This is a genomic window from Staphylococcus simiae (assembly GCF_017357005.1).
Taxonomy (GTDB): Bacteria; Bacillota; Bacilli; order Staphylococcales; family Staphylococcaceae; genus Staphylococcus; species Staphylococcus simiae_A.
The window spans coordinates 1,567,470-1,583,202 of record NZ_CP071589.1 but is presented as its reverse complement, the minus strand read 5'-3'; the positions used below and the strand labels follow the sequence as shown (position 1 = coordinate 1,583,202).

Sequence of the window (15,733 nt, the reverse complement as noted above, 5' to 3'; positions counted from 1 at the left end):
TAATTATCTAGTAAAATCACTATCATTGTCATTTGGTAGTTGTTGTTTTTGGTCATGATGTTTTGACTCTACTTATTTTTGTTCTTTTAAAGTTACTTTAACATCTTTTTTCTTACCATCTCGGATAATAGATAACGTTACTGATTCACCAGGTTTTTTATGTTCATATAAATAACTTCTAAGATCAACATCATCTTTGACCTCTGTATTATCTATTTTAGTAATGATGTCGCCTTTTATTAGATCACTATCTTTAGGGGCCTTAGCTATATAAACGCCACTATCTCTATTTGTATCTAATTCTTGACGATCTAAATCTGGGATATCAGACAAGTTAATGAGACTGATACCAATAGAAGGGCGCTCTATTTTACCATGTTTAACGAGTTGTTCTATTGTCACCTTGACTTCATTACTTGGAATAGCAAAACCAATACCTTCAACTTGGGCTGCTGCAATTTTCATAGAATTAATACCAACTAAATTACCATTAATATCGACAAGAGCACCACCAGAGTTTCCTGGGTTGATGGCAGCATCAGTTTGTAAAACACTCACTTTTGTATCGCCACCAGTAGTATCAGCTCCAATTGTACGCTCATTAGCTGAAATAATTCCTGATGTTACAGAATTGGCAAATTCTAAACCAAGTGGATTACCCATTGCAAATACACTATCTCCTGTTTGAACCTTAGATGAATTGGCAAATTTAATAGCTTTGATACCTTTAGTATTATTTATTTTTAATACTGCAATATCTGTCACTGCATCTTTACCAATTAATTTTGCTTTTACTTGTTTAGAGTTATGAAGTTGGACTTTAATTTCATTTGCGCCATCTATAACGTGGTTATTTGTCACAATATAAGCTGAGTTACCATTGATTTGATAAATAACACCAGAACCGACACCAGCTTCTTCAGGTTTTGATGATTTACCTTTTAATAAGTCATCAATGCTAGATGATTTTTGCATATTAATTACACCTACTATGGCAGGTGATACATTTTTAATCATGTCGTGTACTGAACCATATTTATCACTTTCTTTATCTAATTGATTACCTCCTTTAGAGTTGGTTGTTTGAACTTTGGAACCATCACCATCTAACAGCGTATGATTTAAAATTTTTCCAATTCCAAGGACGAGTAATGCGCCAATAATTCCTGCAATTAGAGCGACAATAATGGTTTTAAACCATGGGAATTTAGGACCTTTATATCTTGTTGTTTGATTTGATTGATTAAAAACTGACATATTTAACCTCCAATTGTATAATATTCATTTTAATTATGTATGTTTTTCAAAATTTATGCTAGTAATACACTATACAACTTTAGATGTATAATGATCCTATCTTGTTCAACTAAAAAGATAATGATAAAATTTAGATGTTATATACAAAAAAGTTAAGTAGGTGGCACTATGTATTCGTTTGTCAGTAGTATTTTAAAATTTATTTTAGTGAAATTATCAAAATCACTGTATGTTATTGGTAAAGATAATATTCCACAAGATAATAAATATGTTGTAACTTGTACACATGAAAGTTATAACGAAGTTATTATGTTAGGAATGGCATTATATCCAAATCAAATCCATTATATGGCAAAGAAAGAATTATTTAATAACAAATGGATTGGACAGTTTTTAACATCATTAAATGCTTTTCCTGTCGATAGGGAGAATCCAGGACCTAGCACATTAAAACGTCCAATTAATTTATTAAAAGAGCATAAGACAGTTGGTATTTTCCCAACAGGTCATCGTACTTCAGCTGAAGGCGCACCATTAAAAAGAGGGGCTGCAACGATTGCGATGTTAAGTAAATCTCCAATTTTACCAGTTGCTTATGTCGGTCCTAACAAAATTCATGGACTAATTACAGGGCAAGCGCTGATTAATATTGGTGAACCGATTGATCTTGCTAAGTTACCAAAAGATTTAAAACGTAATGAACGTATTGATTACATTACTAAAGAAATTGAAACACGTACTGCAAAGTTACAACAAGAATTAAACGAAATTGCTAAAAGTTTATAACTAACATCTTTAGGTAGTAATAAAATTGTTTGAGTATTAAGCGTATGATATTGATAGTGACGAATATAAAGTTTTACTAACCTATCAAATCATGTCGATGTGATACTGTTCAATGTATTGCTACCTTTTTTAAGGGGAATGATATCATGTATAAATTTTTTCAAAATTTAGGACGCTCTTTAATGTTACCTGTAGCAGTATTGCCAGCAGCAGCTATTATAACTGGTATAGGTAACTCATTAAATGCCTTACATGTTGTACCATTAATCGCTACTTTTTTCACAACAGTAGGGACAACGATATTAGAACAATTAGGAATATTATTCGCAATTGGTGTAGCGATAGGAATGTCTAAGAAGAATGATGGTGCCGTTGCTTTAGCGGCTACACTTGGGTTTTTACTTGTAACTGTAGTCTTATCACCAAAAAAATTAGCACCATTATTAGGTATGAAGATGTCTAGTATTGATATGGCTTTTGAAAAAATGGATAATACAAATGTTTTTGTAGGAATTATAATTGGTTTAATTGCTGCATATACATATAATAAATTTAGTGAAACAGAATTACCTTTGGCCTTATCATTTTTCAGTGGTAAAAGACTTGTACCTATTTTAACAGCATTCTTTTGTACGTTTTTAGCTGTGGTATTACTTTTTGTTTGGCCAGTTGTATATTCTTGGATAGTATGGTTTGGTGAGTCAATTGTCGGTATGGGATCGTTAGGTGCATTTCTATATGGTGTAACCAATCGTTTATTAATTCCAACAGGTTTACATCATGCATTAAATAGTGTTTTTTGGTTTGACACAGTTGGTATTAATGACATTGGTAAATTCCAAAGTGGTAAAGATGCTATTAAAGGTATCACTGGTCGATACCAAGCAGGCTTCTTCCCAATCATGATGTTTGGTGTTCCAGCTGCTGCACTTGCCATGTATCATACAGCTAAATCATCACAACAAAAGCAAGTATATGGTTGGTTTTTAGCGAGTGCAGTAGCAGCATTTTTTGTTGGTGTAACAGAACCTATTGAATTTGCTTTTATGTTTGTTGCGCCGGTTTTATACGTTATTCATGCGTTATTAACTGGTTTATCATTATTTATTGCTTCATTTTTCCATTGGACAGCAGGATTTTCATTTAGCGCTGGATTAATCGATTATGTCTTATCATTAGTTAATCCAGTTGCTAATCATCCATTGATGCTTTTAGTTCAAGGTGTAGTGTTCTTTATTTTGTACTATGTTATTTTCAGATTTGTTATTCAAGTGTTTAATTTAAACACTATAGGTCGTGGAGATAATGAGTTAACTGATCCAACGACTGATAATAAAACTGTGGCTACAGGTGAAACGAATTCGACGCGCGGAAAATTTTATCATAATGCAATGATTATCTTAGAAGGTTTGGGTGGTCGCGACAATATAACTAATTTAACAAATTGTGCGACACGATTGCGTTTAGAATTAAAGGATACTAATTTAATAGATCAACAAAAAATTAAAAGTGCAGGAGCTGTTGGTGTGACAGTAAGTGGTAAACATTCATCACAAGTCATCATTGGTACACATGTACAGCAAATAGCTGATGAACTTGAGAAACAAATGTAAAATAGTGATGTATTAATAAGCATCTTGAAGCGCGAATCTATATGAATAGGTTTGCGCTTTTTTAGTGCTAATAGTACAATGATTAATTATATCTGAATTTTCAGAAATGGAGTGGATACTGTATATGGCGACGATTTTATTTGATGTTGATGGAGTCTTTTTAAGTGAAGAAAGATGTTTTGATGTTTCAGCATTGACAGTTTATGAATTATTGATGGATAAAGCCTATTTAGGGTTAGCGCATTCACAAAATTTAGCAACTATTTCTAATCAACAAATTACGGAGATTAGAGAGCAAATTTTTTTAAATGATACAATTTTAAATAAACTCAAATCATTAGGTTTAAATTCTAACTGGGATATGTTATTTATAGTTTTTTGTATTCATTTTATTGAACTATTAACTACACTAAATCAACAAGATATTGATTATTATATTGAACAACATAACTTTGATGATAATACACTTCAACATATAGGGCAATTGCTTAACAATGATGTTGTTCTTGATTATCAACAACCGTTACAGTTTTTAAGCCAAGTACATAGTGGTAAAAGTAATATATATCAAGCTTTAGAACAGTTTGCGGCACAGCGGTTAAATATTAAACATACTAAGTTATTTAGTTTAAAAGGAAAATTATGGGTGTTAGCACAGGAAGTGTATCAAGAATGGTATTTAGGAACGACATTGTTTAGTGAAGTTGAACAAAAGGCTAGTAAAACAGATTTTAAAAAAGGTTTTATATATCAAGAAGTAATCTTAAGACCAATTGCAGAGGTAAAACAATTACTTGAAGATTTAATTAATGGTGGATATTCATTAGGGATTGCCACTGGTAGACCTTATACTGAAACTATTGTGCCATTTGAAACATTAGGATTATTAAATTATTTTGATAAGCGACATATTGCAACAGCGACTGATGTTTTAAAAGCTGAGGAATTATATCCACAATATAGACCACTTGGTAAGCCTAATCCATTTAGTTATATTGCAGCATTAAAAGGGAATGTAGAACAGAATTATGAGGAATATGCTTTACAACAGCATCAAATTGTTGCTAAAAGTGATGTATACATTGTTGGAGATTCATTAGCAGATTTATTGAGTGCTCAAACGATAGGTGCAACATTTATTGGTACTTTAACTGGTTTAAAAGGACAACAAGCAAGACAAGAATTAGAAGACCATAATGCAAATTATATCGTTGATCACATTGGAGATATCCGTAATATATTATTATAAATAGCTAAAGGGAGTGGGACAGAAATAAATTTTATATAAAATTTATTTCTTAGATGCCCGTCTTGCACATTTAAAGCTACTTAGATTTTAATTTTTAGTAGCTTTTGCCCAACCTGCATTGTTTGTAGAAACTGTAAGTACAGTTTCTCTGTGATGGGTCCCTATGCAATTGTTAGAGTTTCTGCTATTTTAATAGCTAGAAAATCTTATGCAGTTTATTATGAATTAATAAACTGTAAACCTTTTTCAAACCAATTGTAATCCCTATATTTCTCTATGACGGGTCCCTCCCACCCCGGCAAGACTGACTAGGTTTTCAAAATGGTGATTTATCAACATTTTACAAATCAGACAGTTACTGTCAAATGCTTGAATTTAAGAGTGAAATATTTTGTCCCAGTCTCTACAACTATAATAAATAGCCGTGAATAAATCTATCATCATAGATTCGTTCACGGCTAATTTTAGTATGTTTTAATTTAATATTTATGAAAAACTTTTAGTGATTGCAGTTAAAACGTGCTAATCTTTAGTGCACGGCAGTTAATTCAGTGGTAAATATTTGATTATAATCACCCAGTTGTTTAAGTTCATCAATAATATGTTGTGAGACAGGTTGATCAACCGATAAAATCATCAAAGCATCGCCACCTTCTTGTGTTCTACCTAATGTCATAGAGGCAATATTAATGTGATGTTTTCCTAATAATTCACCAGTTTTACCAACCATACCTGGAATGTCATTATGATAGGAAATAATTTGGTATTGGTTTGGTTTTAAATCTACAGAAAAATCATTAATACGTACAATACGAGATCCAAAACCTGCAAACACTGAGGCACCAACTTTTACAGTATCAGTATCGTTAATCAATTCAACTTCTAAATAATTACTAAATCCTGTTTCTGATTTATTATTTTCAATATTATAGGTTACATCTTGTTTATTTAATAATAATAAAGCATTGATAATATTAACTTCAGAACCTAGATCTTCTTTTAGAATACTTGCAATAATCGTTCTAGTTAATAGACTGTTGTCTATAGTTGCGATTTCTCCACCATACGTAATTTTAATAGTACTAGGAGCATTATGAAGGAATTGTATTGCTAATTCACCGACTGTATGACTCAAATCAATAAATGATTTAATCGTATCATCAACATTGCTTAAATCCATTTTTGGTGCATTAACTGCATGTGTAACAGTACCATTGATTAAAATATCTATAATTTCATTGGATACAGATACTGCTACTTTTTCTTGTGCTTCGATCGTAGACGCACCTAAATGGGGAGTTACAATTATTTTATCATGGCTGACTAATGGTGAATCAGTAGCTGGTTCATGTTCAAAAACATCAATGGCAGCACGACTAATTTGTCCTTTATCAAGTGCGTTAATTAATGCTTGCTCATCAATAATACCGCCACGTGCAACGTTAATAATTTGTAAATTAGGTTTAGCTTGAGCAAAGAAATCTTCATTTATAATACCTTTTGTTTTAGGGGTAAGTGGCGTATGTAGTGTTACAAAGTCAGCTTGTTGTGCAATGGTATCAATAGAAGCTTTCGTAATATTTAATTGTTTAGCTTTATCTTCTGTTAAATAAGGATCAAAAGCTAATATATTCATACCGAAGCTTTTTGCTCTTTTAGCAACACCTAAACCAATTCTTCCGGCACCAATAATGCCTAATGTTTTATGATAAAGTTCTGTACCTTTAAATTGATTGCGTTCCCATTTTTTATTTTTTAAAGATTGATGTGCTTGAGGAATGTTTCTAGCCATAGATAATAACATAGCCATAGAATGCTCGGTAGCTGAAATCGTATTACCATCTGGTGCATTGATAACTAAAATACCTTTTAAAGTTGCACTTTCAATATTAATATTATCAACGCCAACACCTGCGCGTGCAATAACTTTTAGGTGATCAGCAGCATTGATAATATTAGGTGTAACGGTAGTTTGACTACGTACAATTAGTGCATGATAATCTGGAATAATCGTAATTAACTCATCTTCACTAAGACCAGTGTTAATATCAACGTTAAATTGCTCATGAGATAATAAACTTTTTATACCGTCTTGAGAAATTGGATCAGCAACTAAAACATTAAATTTCATTGTGAATAACCTCCATAAATTTTGCAGTTCCTTGTCCAATTAAGCTAACTTGTCGGTAATCAGATAGGATAATTTCTAATGCAGCTACAACTGATAATATGTCAAATGGACTAACTTGTCCCATATGACCAATTCTTAAAATATGTCCTTTTAAATGACCTTGTCCACCAGCAATAGTGATATTAAAACGTTGTTTAAGTTGGTTTTTGATATGATTTACTTCTTCTTTATCTTTAGGAATAAAAGCAGTAACAGTAGGTGAAGCATCATGATCATTTACTAATAAGTCTAAGTTAAGTGCTTTTAATGCCTGGCGTAACGCATTTCTGATGGCATAGTGACGTTCAATAACATGATTAAAGCCTTCCGTTTTAACTGATTCTACATAAGCATTAACCCCTCTAAATAAAGCAACATTTGGTGTGAAAGGTGTTGAGTGTGCTACTTGAGAAGAAATATATTTATTTAAATCTAAATAAAATCGTGGTGTTGTCACTTGTTGGAAACGATCTTTTGCACGTTGATTATAAGCAACAAAAGCTAATCCAGGAGGTAACATGATGGCTTTTTGACTTCCTGATACTAACACATCAATTTTATCTTTGGCTAAATCAACATCAACTGCACCTATACAACTCACACCATCAACGACAAAAAATATGTCACTATTATAATGATGAATAGCATTGCCTAAATCGTGAATAGGATGTAAAACTGTAGTTGAAGTTTCACAAAATTGACTAAAAACAGCTGAGATTGTTACGTTGAGAGATTTTAAATAAGTTATAAATTCCTCAACATTTACAGCTTTACCCCATTCAACATCGTAAATGTGTACATTTTTATAATATGTTTGTGCAATTTGCTTGAAACGATTACCAAATGCACCAGAAACAATAATAACAAAGTGATCATCAGGATTAATGATATTTAACATGCTAGCTTCAAGTACACTCGTCCCACTAGAAGTTAATATGAGTACATCGTTTTGACTTCCAAATATTGGTTTAAGACCATGAAATGCCTCTTCAGCAATATCTTCAAAGTCACTTGAACGATGACCGACCATTGGAGATTGAATTTCTTTCATAATGTGATCAGGAACAGGTGTTGGGCCAGGTGTCAGTAATAAAGAATGATGATAATACATAGGTAGTCCTCCTAAAAATAAGATTTTTTTATTTTAGCAAATTTTCTGACAATTTAAAAGAGGAAAAATAAACAGAAGCATGATTTAGAAATAAAAATTACGTAAATGATGCTTCTGTTTAACTATATTTATGTTGTAATAGTAGGCGAAATGTTGATTTTAACGTTATTACGGACTGAATTTGAAATCATGCAATTATGATCTGCAATTTGTAACAATTTTGGTAATCTTTCAGTCAAGCGCTCGAAATCTTTGTTATCAATTTGAATTTTTGGATAATGGTTGATGCTTTCCATAGCAAACTTACCATTTATAAATGTTGCAGTACCAATTGACTCGAGTTCAATCGTGACATTTTCAAATTTAGCGCGTTCTAATGTAGCTGCAAGGGAGATAATGTAACAAGATGATGCTGCTGCAACTAACATCTCGTCAGGATTAGTTCCTTTACCAATACCGCCTAGGGAAGAAGGTATAGATATTTGCTCGCTTAAGATATCTCCATTTACTTTACCTACATTATTACGTCCGCCTGACCACATGGTTGTTACTTTAAAGTCGTGTTGAACCAAATTCTTTTTCCTCCTGAGTTGTTTATGATAACTTAAGTTTAGAATAATTTCTCTAAGATTCATAGAAAGGTGTCTTATATGAAGATAACAAAGCCATATAAAGAATTTAAAATTGTTGCACATCGTGGTTTACCAAATACATATCCAGAAAATACGATGGTTGGCTACAAAGCCGCTTTAATGCATCATATTGATATGTTAGAAATTGATATTCATTTAACTAAAGATAATCAACTCGTTATTATTCATGATGATAAACTTGATCGAACTTCTAATGGAAAAGGTTTGATTACAAATTATACATTGGATGAACTTAAGTCATTTGATTTTGGTAGTTATAAGGATATAAGTTATCAAGATGAAACTATACCAACATTGGAAGAAGTATTACAAACAGCTAAACAATTTTCAAAACAATTACTTATTGAAATAAAGAAACCAAATCAATATCCTAATATAGAGAAGATATTATTAGAGACGTTGAAACGACATAACATTCCAGAACATAAAGTGATTATTCAATCATTTGATATTAACAGTATTGAATATTTATATAATATGGATTGTCCTTACGAATTAGGTGTATTATGTAGTAAAAAGAAGTACTGGTATAAAAGACCTGATTTCGCTAAAATAGCTCAATGTGCAACTTATGCAAATCCTAATTATATGCTAGTGACTAAGCAATTTATCAAAGAGGCTCATAAAGTTGGATTGAAAGTCTTACCTTACACTGTGAATAAAAGTAAAGTTGCTCAAAAAATGATTAACTATGGTGTCGATGGATTAATTACAGATGTACCATTTGAAATTTTTAAATTATAAAATGATAAGTTTATAAGTAAAATAAAAATGTCCCTCATCTGATATCATGATTTGAATGATATCGAATGGGGGACATTTATAAAAAAAACAGCATAGCCATGTTGGCAATGCTGTTTTTGTATCCATACATTTGAGTATGAATGTGTACAAACATATTATCTTGAGTAGTACTCAACGATTAATTGTTCGTTGATTTCAGCAGGTAATTCGCTACGTTCTGGTAAACGTACGAAAGTACCAGTTAAGCTGTCTGCATCAAAGTTTAAATATTCAGGTACGAAATTATTAATTTCAACTGATTCAACAATGATGTTTAATTTTTGTGATTTTTCACGAACTGAAATAGTTTGACCAGGTTTAACAGAATAAGATGGGATGTCTACACGTTTACCATCTACTAAGATATGACCGTGGTTAACTAATTGACGTGCTTGACGACGAGTACGAGCTAAACCTAATGAATATACAACAGCGTCTAAACGACTTGCTAATAGAATCATGAAGTTTTCACCATGTACACCGAATTTTTTACCAGCGATGTCGAATGTATTACGGAATTGTCTTTCAGTCATTCCATATAAGTAACGTAATTTTTGTTTTTCACGTAATTGTAAACCATATTCTGATAATTTTTTACGTTGGTTAGGACCATGTTGTCCTGGTGCGTAAGGACGTTTTTCTAATTCTTTACCAGTACCACTTAAAGAGATACCTAAACGACGAGATTTTTTCCAGTTTGAACCTCTGAATCGAGCCATAATTTGACTCCTCCTTTAATCTTTTTTGTTGTTATGAATAAACAAAAAAGAGTGTTATATGCTTATTAAGATATGTTGTTTTATGTGTCTTCACCTTATAGCGACAGTTACGTGACACGTCCGCATTGGGAACAACATAGCGCTCAATAATATACAACTGCTACTTTCGTTAATTCACACAAAGATTATTGTAACATTTTCTTGTAAAGTGTCAATACTTTATTGCTATTTAGTTCCATCAGTCAGTTCTAATTGATTTTCAATTAGTTCAACAATACTTTCTAAATTTGTTTTATCTTCGTTATGAAAGCGATTTGTGATAGGTGCGTCAATATCAAGTACGCCAATCACCTTATCGTTAACTCTAATAGGGATAACAATTTCAGAACGACTATTAGCATCACATGCTATATGTCCTTCAAATTGTGTTACGTCAGCTACAACTTGTGTTTGATTTTCAGCAACTGCAGTGCCACAAACACCACTGCCAATTTTAATATGAACACAAGCCGGATGACCTTGGAAAGGTCCAAGGATGAGTTCGCCATTGTCTATTAAATAAAAACCTACCCAATTAATTTGATCTAAATTGTCATTTAATAGGGCGGACATATTACTTAATATTGCAATCATGTTATGTTCATCTTCAATTAAACTAACTGTTTGTTTTTTTAATAAGTCATAATTTGTTGTTTGAAATGTCGCCATATTAAACCCTCTTTTTTTCATAAATTTTATAATAGTATAAAGTTTCTCAAATATTATGGCAATAAATTCATTTTATAATTTATCCTTAGTTAAAATTACGTTATAATAATAATGATAAAATAGGAGGAGAAGCATATGGTGTTATATATCATTTTAGCAATCATTGTGATTATTTTAATTGCTGTCGGCGTATTGTTTTATTTACGTTCCACTAAGCGACAAGTAATTGAAAAAGCAATTGAGCGTAAAAAAGAAGTAGAAACATTACCTTTTGATCAAAATCTTGCGCAATTATCTAAGTTAAATTTAAAAGGTGAAACAAAAACAAAATATGAAGTAATGAAAAAGGACAACTTAGAAAGTGCAAACAAATATTTAGCTCCTGTAGAAGAAAAGATTCATAATGCTGAAACATTATTAGATAAATTTAATTTCACTGCATCACAAAGTGAAATAGATGATGCTAATGAATTAATGGATCAATATGAACAAAATTATGAGCAACAACAACATCAAGTTAATGAAATTGTTGCATTGTATAAAGATAACGACGGACTTTATGACAAATGTAAGGTCGATTACCGTGAGATGAAGCGTGATGTGCTTGCTAATCGTCATCAATTTGGAGAGGCTGCATCATTATTAGAATCAGAAATTGAACGTTTTGAACCACAACTTGAACAATATGAAATATTGAAAGCTGATGGTAACTATGTTCAAGCGCATAATCATATTTCAGCATTACATGAGCATATGGAACAATTAAAGTCTTACATGGAAGAAATACCAGAGCTTATTAGAGAAACTCAAAAAGAGCTACCTGGTCAATTCCAAGATTTAAAATATGGTTGTCGTGATTTGAAAGTCGAAGGTTATGACTTAGATCATGTTAAAGTAGATAGTACTTTACAAAGCTTAAAAACAGAATTAAGTTTTGTTGAACCATTAATTAGTCGCTTAGAATTAGATGAAGCAAATGATAAACTTGCAAATATTAATGATAAGTTAGATGAAATGTACGATTTAATTGAGCACGAAGTTAAAGCCAAAAATGAAGTCGAAGAAACTAAAGATATCATTACAGATAACTTGTTCAAAGCTAAAGACATGAACTACACGTTACAAACTGAAATTGAATATGTACGTGAGAATTACTACATTAATGAATCAGATGCACAAAGTGTTCGTCAATTTGAAAACGAAATACAAAGTTTAATTTCTGTATATGATGATATTTTAAAAGAAATGTCAAAATCTGCAGTTCGTTATAGTGAAGTTCAAGATAATCTGCAATATTTAGAAGATCATGTTACAGTTATTAACGACAAACAAGAAAAACTGCAAAATCATCTCATTCAACTTAGAGAAGATGAAGCAGAAGCGGAAGATAACTTACTTCGAGTACAATCTAAAAAAGAAGAAGTTTATCGTCGCTTATTAGCATCAAATTTAACAAGTGTACCAGAACGTTTTATTATTATGAAAAATGAAATAGACCATGAAGTACGTGAAGTAAATGAACAATTTAATGAAAGACCAATTCACGTCAAACAATTAAAAGACAAAGTTTCGAAAATTGTTATCCAAATGAATACGTTTGAAGATGAAGCCAATGATGTATTAGTTAATGCTGTTTACGCTGAGAAATTGATCCAATATGGTAATAGATTTAGAAAAGATTATAGCAGTGTAGATAAAAGTTTAAATGAAGCAGAACGTTTATTTAAAAATAATCGATATAAACGCTCGATTGAAATTTCTGAACAAGCACTTGAAAGTGTTGAACCAGGCATAACTAAGCATATTGAAGAAGAAGTTATTAAAGGATAATCATTAACTACAGTCAAGACCTAAGACTTTTAATGTGAATACACATAAGTCTTAGGTCTTTTTGTTATTATTTTTGGTTCTCTGTTTTTTAGGACTGATAAATAAAAAATGAATAATTTAAATCGAAAATTAATTTGAAGCCGAGACTCCTTAGGGAGCAGTGCTAATCGAAGACTACAGGCTGAGACAGCACCCTAGGAAGGGACCCAACACAGAAAAACTGGTTATCCAGTTTTTTCATGCAATGCAAGTTGGGCATAGCGAGGCTTGAAAATTTAATTATGTATCAGTCCGATTTGTTAGAGAACCTTATTTTTAATCTATTATATCCTTTTTGGATATATAATATTAAAATATAATGAAATATTGCAATAGCCTTTATTTTTTATGTGATAATAGTATAATGCTTGAGTAAAAACTTTTTAAAATTGGCTGAAAAATGAAAGAGAAGTGTTTAATTTGATATACCTAGATAATGCTGCAACGACAAAAGCTTTACCAGAAGTTTTAGAGTCTTTTGTCAAAGTAAATCAAACAATGTATTTTAATCCTAATAGTCCACATAAAGCTGGATTACAAGCAGAACAATTACTGCAACAAGCAAAACAACAAATTAAAAATATGATTAACTCTAATATGAATTATGATGTAGTGTTTACGAGTGGAGCAACAGAATCTAACAATATAGCACTTAAAGGAATAGCTTATCGTAAAAAAGATACGGCAAATGAGATTATAACATCCGTCATTGAGCATCCATCTGTATTAGAAGTTGTTAGATATTTAGCTGAACAACAGGGATTTATTTTGAAATTAGTAGATGTTGATAAAGATGGCAAAATTAATCTTGATCACTTAAAGTCATTGATGACAGAAAAAGTTGGTTTAGTTACATGTATGTATGCAAATAATATCACAGGCCAAATTCAACCGATTAAGCAAATTGCTGACATAGTTAAAAGTTATCCTAAAGCACATTTTCATGTTGATGCAGTTCAAGCTTTCGGAAAAATTCCAATGACATATGATAATATTGATAGTTTAAGTTTCAGTGGTCATAAATTTAATGGTTTAAAAGGACAAGGCTTGTTATTAATTAATCATGTACAAAACATAGAACCAACTATTCATGGTGGTGGGCAAGAATATAATGTCAGAAGTGGTACTATAAATTTACCAATTGATATTGCCATGGTTAAAGCGATGAAAGAAGCTATAAATAATGTAGATCATTTACACGCAACGATAAGTCATTTTAATCAAGAATTACGTCAATTTTTAACCAATTATCAAGGTGTCTATATCAACTCAGCCGAAGACGGTTCACCATATATTTTAAATGTAAGTTTTCCAGGGGTTAAAGGAGAAGTGCTTGTTAATGCATTTTCTAAACATGATATTATGGTTTCTACTACCAGTGCTTGCTCGTCTAAAAGGCATAAATTAAATGAAGTATTAAAGGCTATGAATATCTCTGATCTTGCAATTGAAGGTAGTATTAGATTATCAATGGGAATGACGACAACTTCACAAGACATAGCTATTTTTAAAGAAAAATTCAAATTAATCTATGAAGAAATTAAGGAGTTGCTAAAATAATGAAATATGATCACTTATTAGTGAGATATGGAGAACTGACGTTAAAAGGTTCTAACCGTAAAAAATTTGTTAATCAATTGCGTGATAATGTCCATCGTTCATTAAAAGGACTAGATGGTTTTTTAGTAAAAGGTAAAAGAGATCGTATGTATATAGAATTACAAGAGCATGCGGATATTAATGAAATAATACAACGTTTATCTAAAATATTTGGAATTAAATCTATTAGTCCGGTTATTAAAATTGATAAAGAACTTGAAACGATCAATCAAGCAGCAGTATCTTTTGCACAACAATTTGAAACAAATAGCACATTTAAAATAGATGTTAAACGCACCGATAAAAATTATCCAATGGATACATATGAACTACAACGTGAAATTGGTGGAGCAGTACTATCAAATGTTGATGATATAACTGTTAATGTCAAAAAACCAGATCACGAAATAAGAGTTGAAGTAAGATTAGATGCTATTTATATGTATGTTGATGTTGTTGCGGGAGCTGGTGGATTACCAGTTGGCACTGGTGGAAAAACATTATTAATGTTATCAGGTGGTATAGACTCACCTGTGGCAGGTGTTGAAGTAATGAAACGCGGTGTTACAATCGAAGCGATTCATTTCCATAGTCCGCCATTTACGAGTGAACAAGCTAAAGAAAAAGTAATTGAATTAACTAGAATTTTAGCAGAGCGTGTAGGACCTATTAAGTTACACATTGTTCCTTTCACTGAACTACAAAAACAAGTCAATAAAGTTGTTCATCCAAGGTATACAATGACATCTACAAGACGTATGATGATGCGTGTCGCTGATAAATTAGTTCATAAGATTGGCGCGTATGCCATTGTAAATGGTGAGAACCTTGGTCAAGTTGCAAGTCAAACACTACAAAGTATGTATGCAATCAATAGTGTGACATCGACACCAGTATTACGCCCATTATTAACTTATGACAAAGAAGAAATCATTGTGAAATCAAAAGATATCGGTACTTTTGAAACTTCAATACAACCATTTGAAGATTGTTGTACAATATTCACACCAAAGAATCCTGTCACAGAACCTAATTTTGACAAAGTTGTCCAATATGAAAGTACATTTGATTTTGAAGATATGATTAATCATGCTGTTGACAATATAGAGACTCTAACAATTTCAAGTGACTATAAAACTGAACAACAACAACAAACGGATGATTTAATTAATGATTTCTTATAATAAAGTATCATAAATCCAATAAAAACAAAGGG

Annotated in this window: 12 protein-coding genes and 1 pseudogene; 7 read left to right on the top strand and 6 right to left on the bottom strand. The window is 31.5% G+C overall.

The window, feature by feature from the left end; genetic code table 11:
* Window positions 1-3 precede the first annotated feature (3 nt).
* A pseudogene (locus J3R86_RS07080) lies at window positions 4-1,257 on the bottom strand (S1C family serine protease).
* A gap of 168 nt (window positions 1,258-1,425) precedes the next feature.
* Here J3R86_RS07080 and J3R86_RS07075 point away from each other — a divergent pair.
* From J3R86_RS07075 to J3R86_RS07065, 3 genes are all read left to right on the top strand, one after another.
* On the top strand, window positions 1,426-2,043 hold the full coding sequence (locus J3R86_RS07075; protein ID WP_207516696.1) for a lysophospholipid acyltransferase family protein: 618 nt from the start codon (window positions 1,426-1,428) through the stop codon (window positions 2,041-2,043).
* A gap of 146 nt (window positions 2,044-2,189) precedes the next feature.
* On the top strand, window positions 2,190-3,656 hold the full coding sequence (gene nagE, locus J3R86_RS07070) for an N-acetylglucosamine-specific PTS transporter subunit IIBC (RefSeq protein WP_207516695.1): 1,467 nt from the start codon (window positions 2,190-2,192) through the stop codon (window positions 3,654-3,656).
* A 124-nt stretch (window positions 3,657-3,780) separates the two neighbouring features.
* Window positions 3,781-4,905, top strand: coding sequence for an HAD family hydrolase (locus J3R86_RS07065; RefSeq protein ID WP_207516694.1), 1,125 nt, complete (start codon window positions 3,781-3,783; stop codon window positions 4,903-4,905).
* 529 nt (window positions 4,906-5,434) lie between these two features.
* Here the strand turns inward: J3R86_RS07065 and serA are convergent.
* The 3 genes from serA to J3R86_RS07050 all read right to left on the bottom strand — a co-directional run bounded on the left by serA (window position 5,435) and on the right by J3R86_RS07050 (window position 8,758).
* Window positions 5,435-7,036, bottom strand: a complete 1,602-nt coding sequence (gene serA, locus J3R86_RS07060; RefSeq protein WP_207516693.1) for a phosphoglycerate dehydrogenase — start codon at window positions 7,034-7,036, stop codon at window positions 5,435-5,437.
* Entirely contained in the window at window positions 7,026-8,186 is a 1,161-nt protein-coding gene (locus J3R86_RS07055; RefSeq protein ID WP_207516692.1) for a pyridoxal-phosphate-dependent aminotransferase family protein, read from the bottom strand. Before J3R86_RS07055 ends, serA begins: the two co-directional genes overlap by 11 nt.
* 128 nt (window positions 8,187-8,314) lie before the next feature.
* Complete coding sequence (locus tag J3R86_RS07050) at window positions 8,315-8,758, bottom strand: SACOL1771 family peroxiredoxin (protein ID WP_207516691.1); 444 nt, start codon at window positions 8,756-8,758, stop codon at window positions 8,315-8,317.
* A 78-nt stretch (window positions 8,759-8,836) separates the two neighbouring features.
* Here J3R86_RS07050 and J3R86_RS07045 point away from each other — a divergent pair, with 78 nt between their 5' ends.
* Window positions 8,837-9,583, top strand: a complete 747-nt coding sequence (locus tag J3R86_RS07045) for a glycerophosphodiester phosphodiesterase (RefSeq protein WP_207516690.1) — start codon at window positions 8,837-8,839, stop codon at window positions 9,581-9,583.
* Window positions 9,584-9,738: 155 nt separating this feature from the next.
* Here J3R86_RS07045 and rpsD read toward each other — a convergent pair whose 3' ends face one another.
* Window positions 9,739-10,341, bottom strand: coding sequence for a 30S ribosomal protein S4 (rpsD, locus tag J3R86_RS07040; protein ID WP_000090512.1), 603 nt, complete (start codon window positions 10,339-10,341; stop codon window positions 9,739-9,741).
* Window positions 10,342-10,566: 225 nt separating this feature from the next.
* Window positions 10,567-11,049, bottom strand: a complete 483-nt coding sequence (locus J3R86_RS07035; protein WP_207516689.1) for a GAF domain-containing protein — start codon at window positions 11,047-11,049, stop codon at window positions 10,567-10,569.
* Window positions 11,050-11,184: 135 nt separating this feature from the next.
* Here J3R86_RS07035 and ezrA point away from each other — a divergent pair, with 135 nt between their 5' ends.
* The 3 genes from ezrA (at window position 11,185) to thiI (ending at window position 15,701) form a co-directional block, all read left to right on the top strand.
* Window positions 11,185-12,879 (top strand): septation ring formation regulator EzrA, encoded by a 1,695-nt coding sequence (ezrA, locus tag J3R86_RS07030; RefSeq protein ID WP_207516688.1) that lies wholly within the window; start codon window positions 11,185-11,187, stop codon window positions 12,877-12,879.
* Between the two features lie 450 nt (window positions 12,880-13,329).
* Complete coding sequence (locus J3R86_RS07025; RefSeq protein ID WP_207516687.1) at window positions 13,330-14,478, top strand: cysteine desulfurase family protein; 1,149 nt, start codon at window positions 13,330-13,332, stop codon at window positions 14,476-14,478.
* On the top strand, window positions 14,478-15,701 hold the full coding sequence (gene thiI / locus J3R86_RS07020; protein ID WP_207516686.1) for a tRNA uracil 4-sulfurtransferase ThiI: 1,224 nt from the start codon (window positions 14,478-14,480) through the stop codon (window positions 15,699-15,701). The genes J3R86_RS07025 and thiI overlap by 1 nt, the downstream gene beginning before the upstream one ends.
* The last annotated feature ends 32 nt before the right edge of the window (window positions 15,702-15,733 follow it).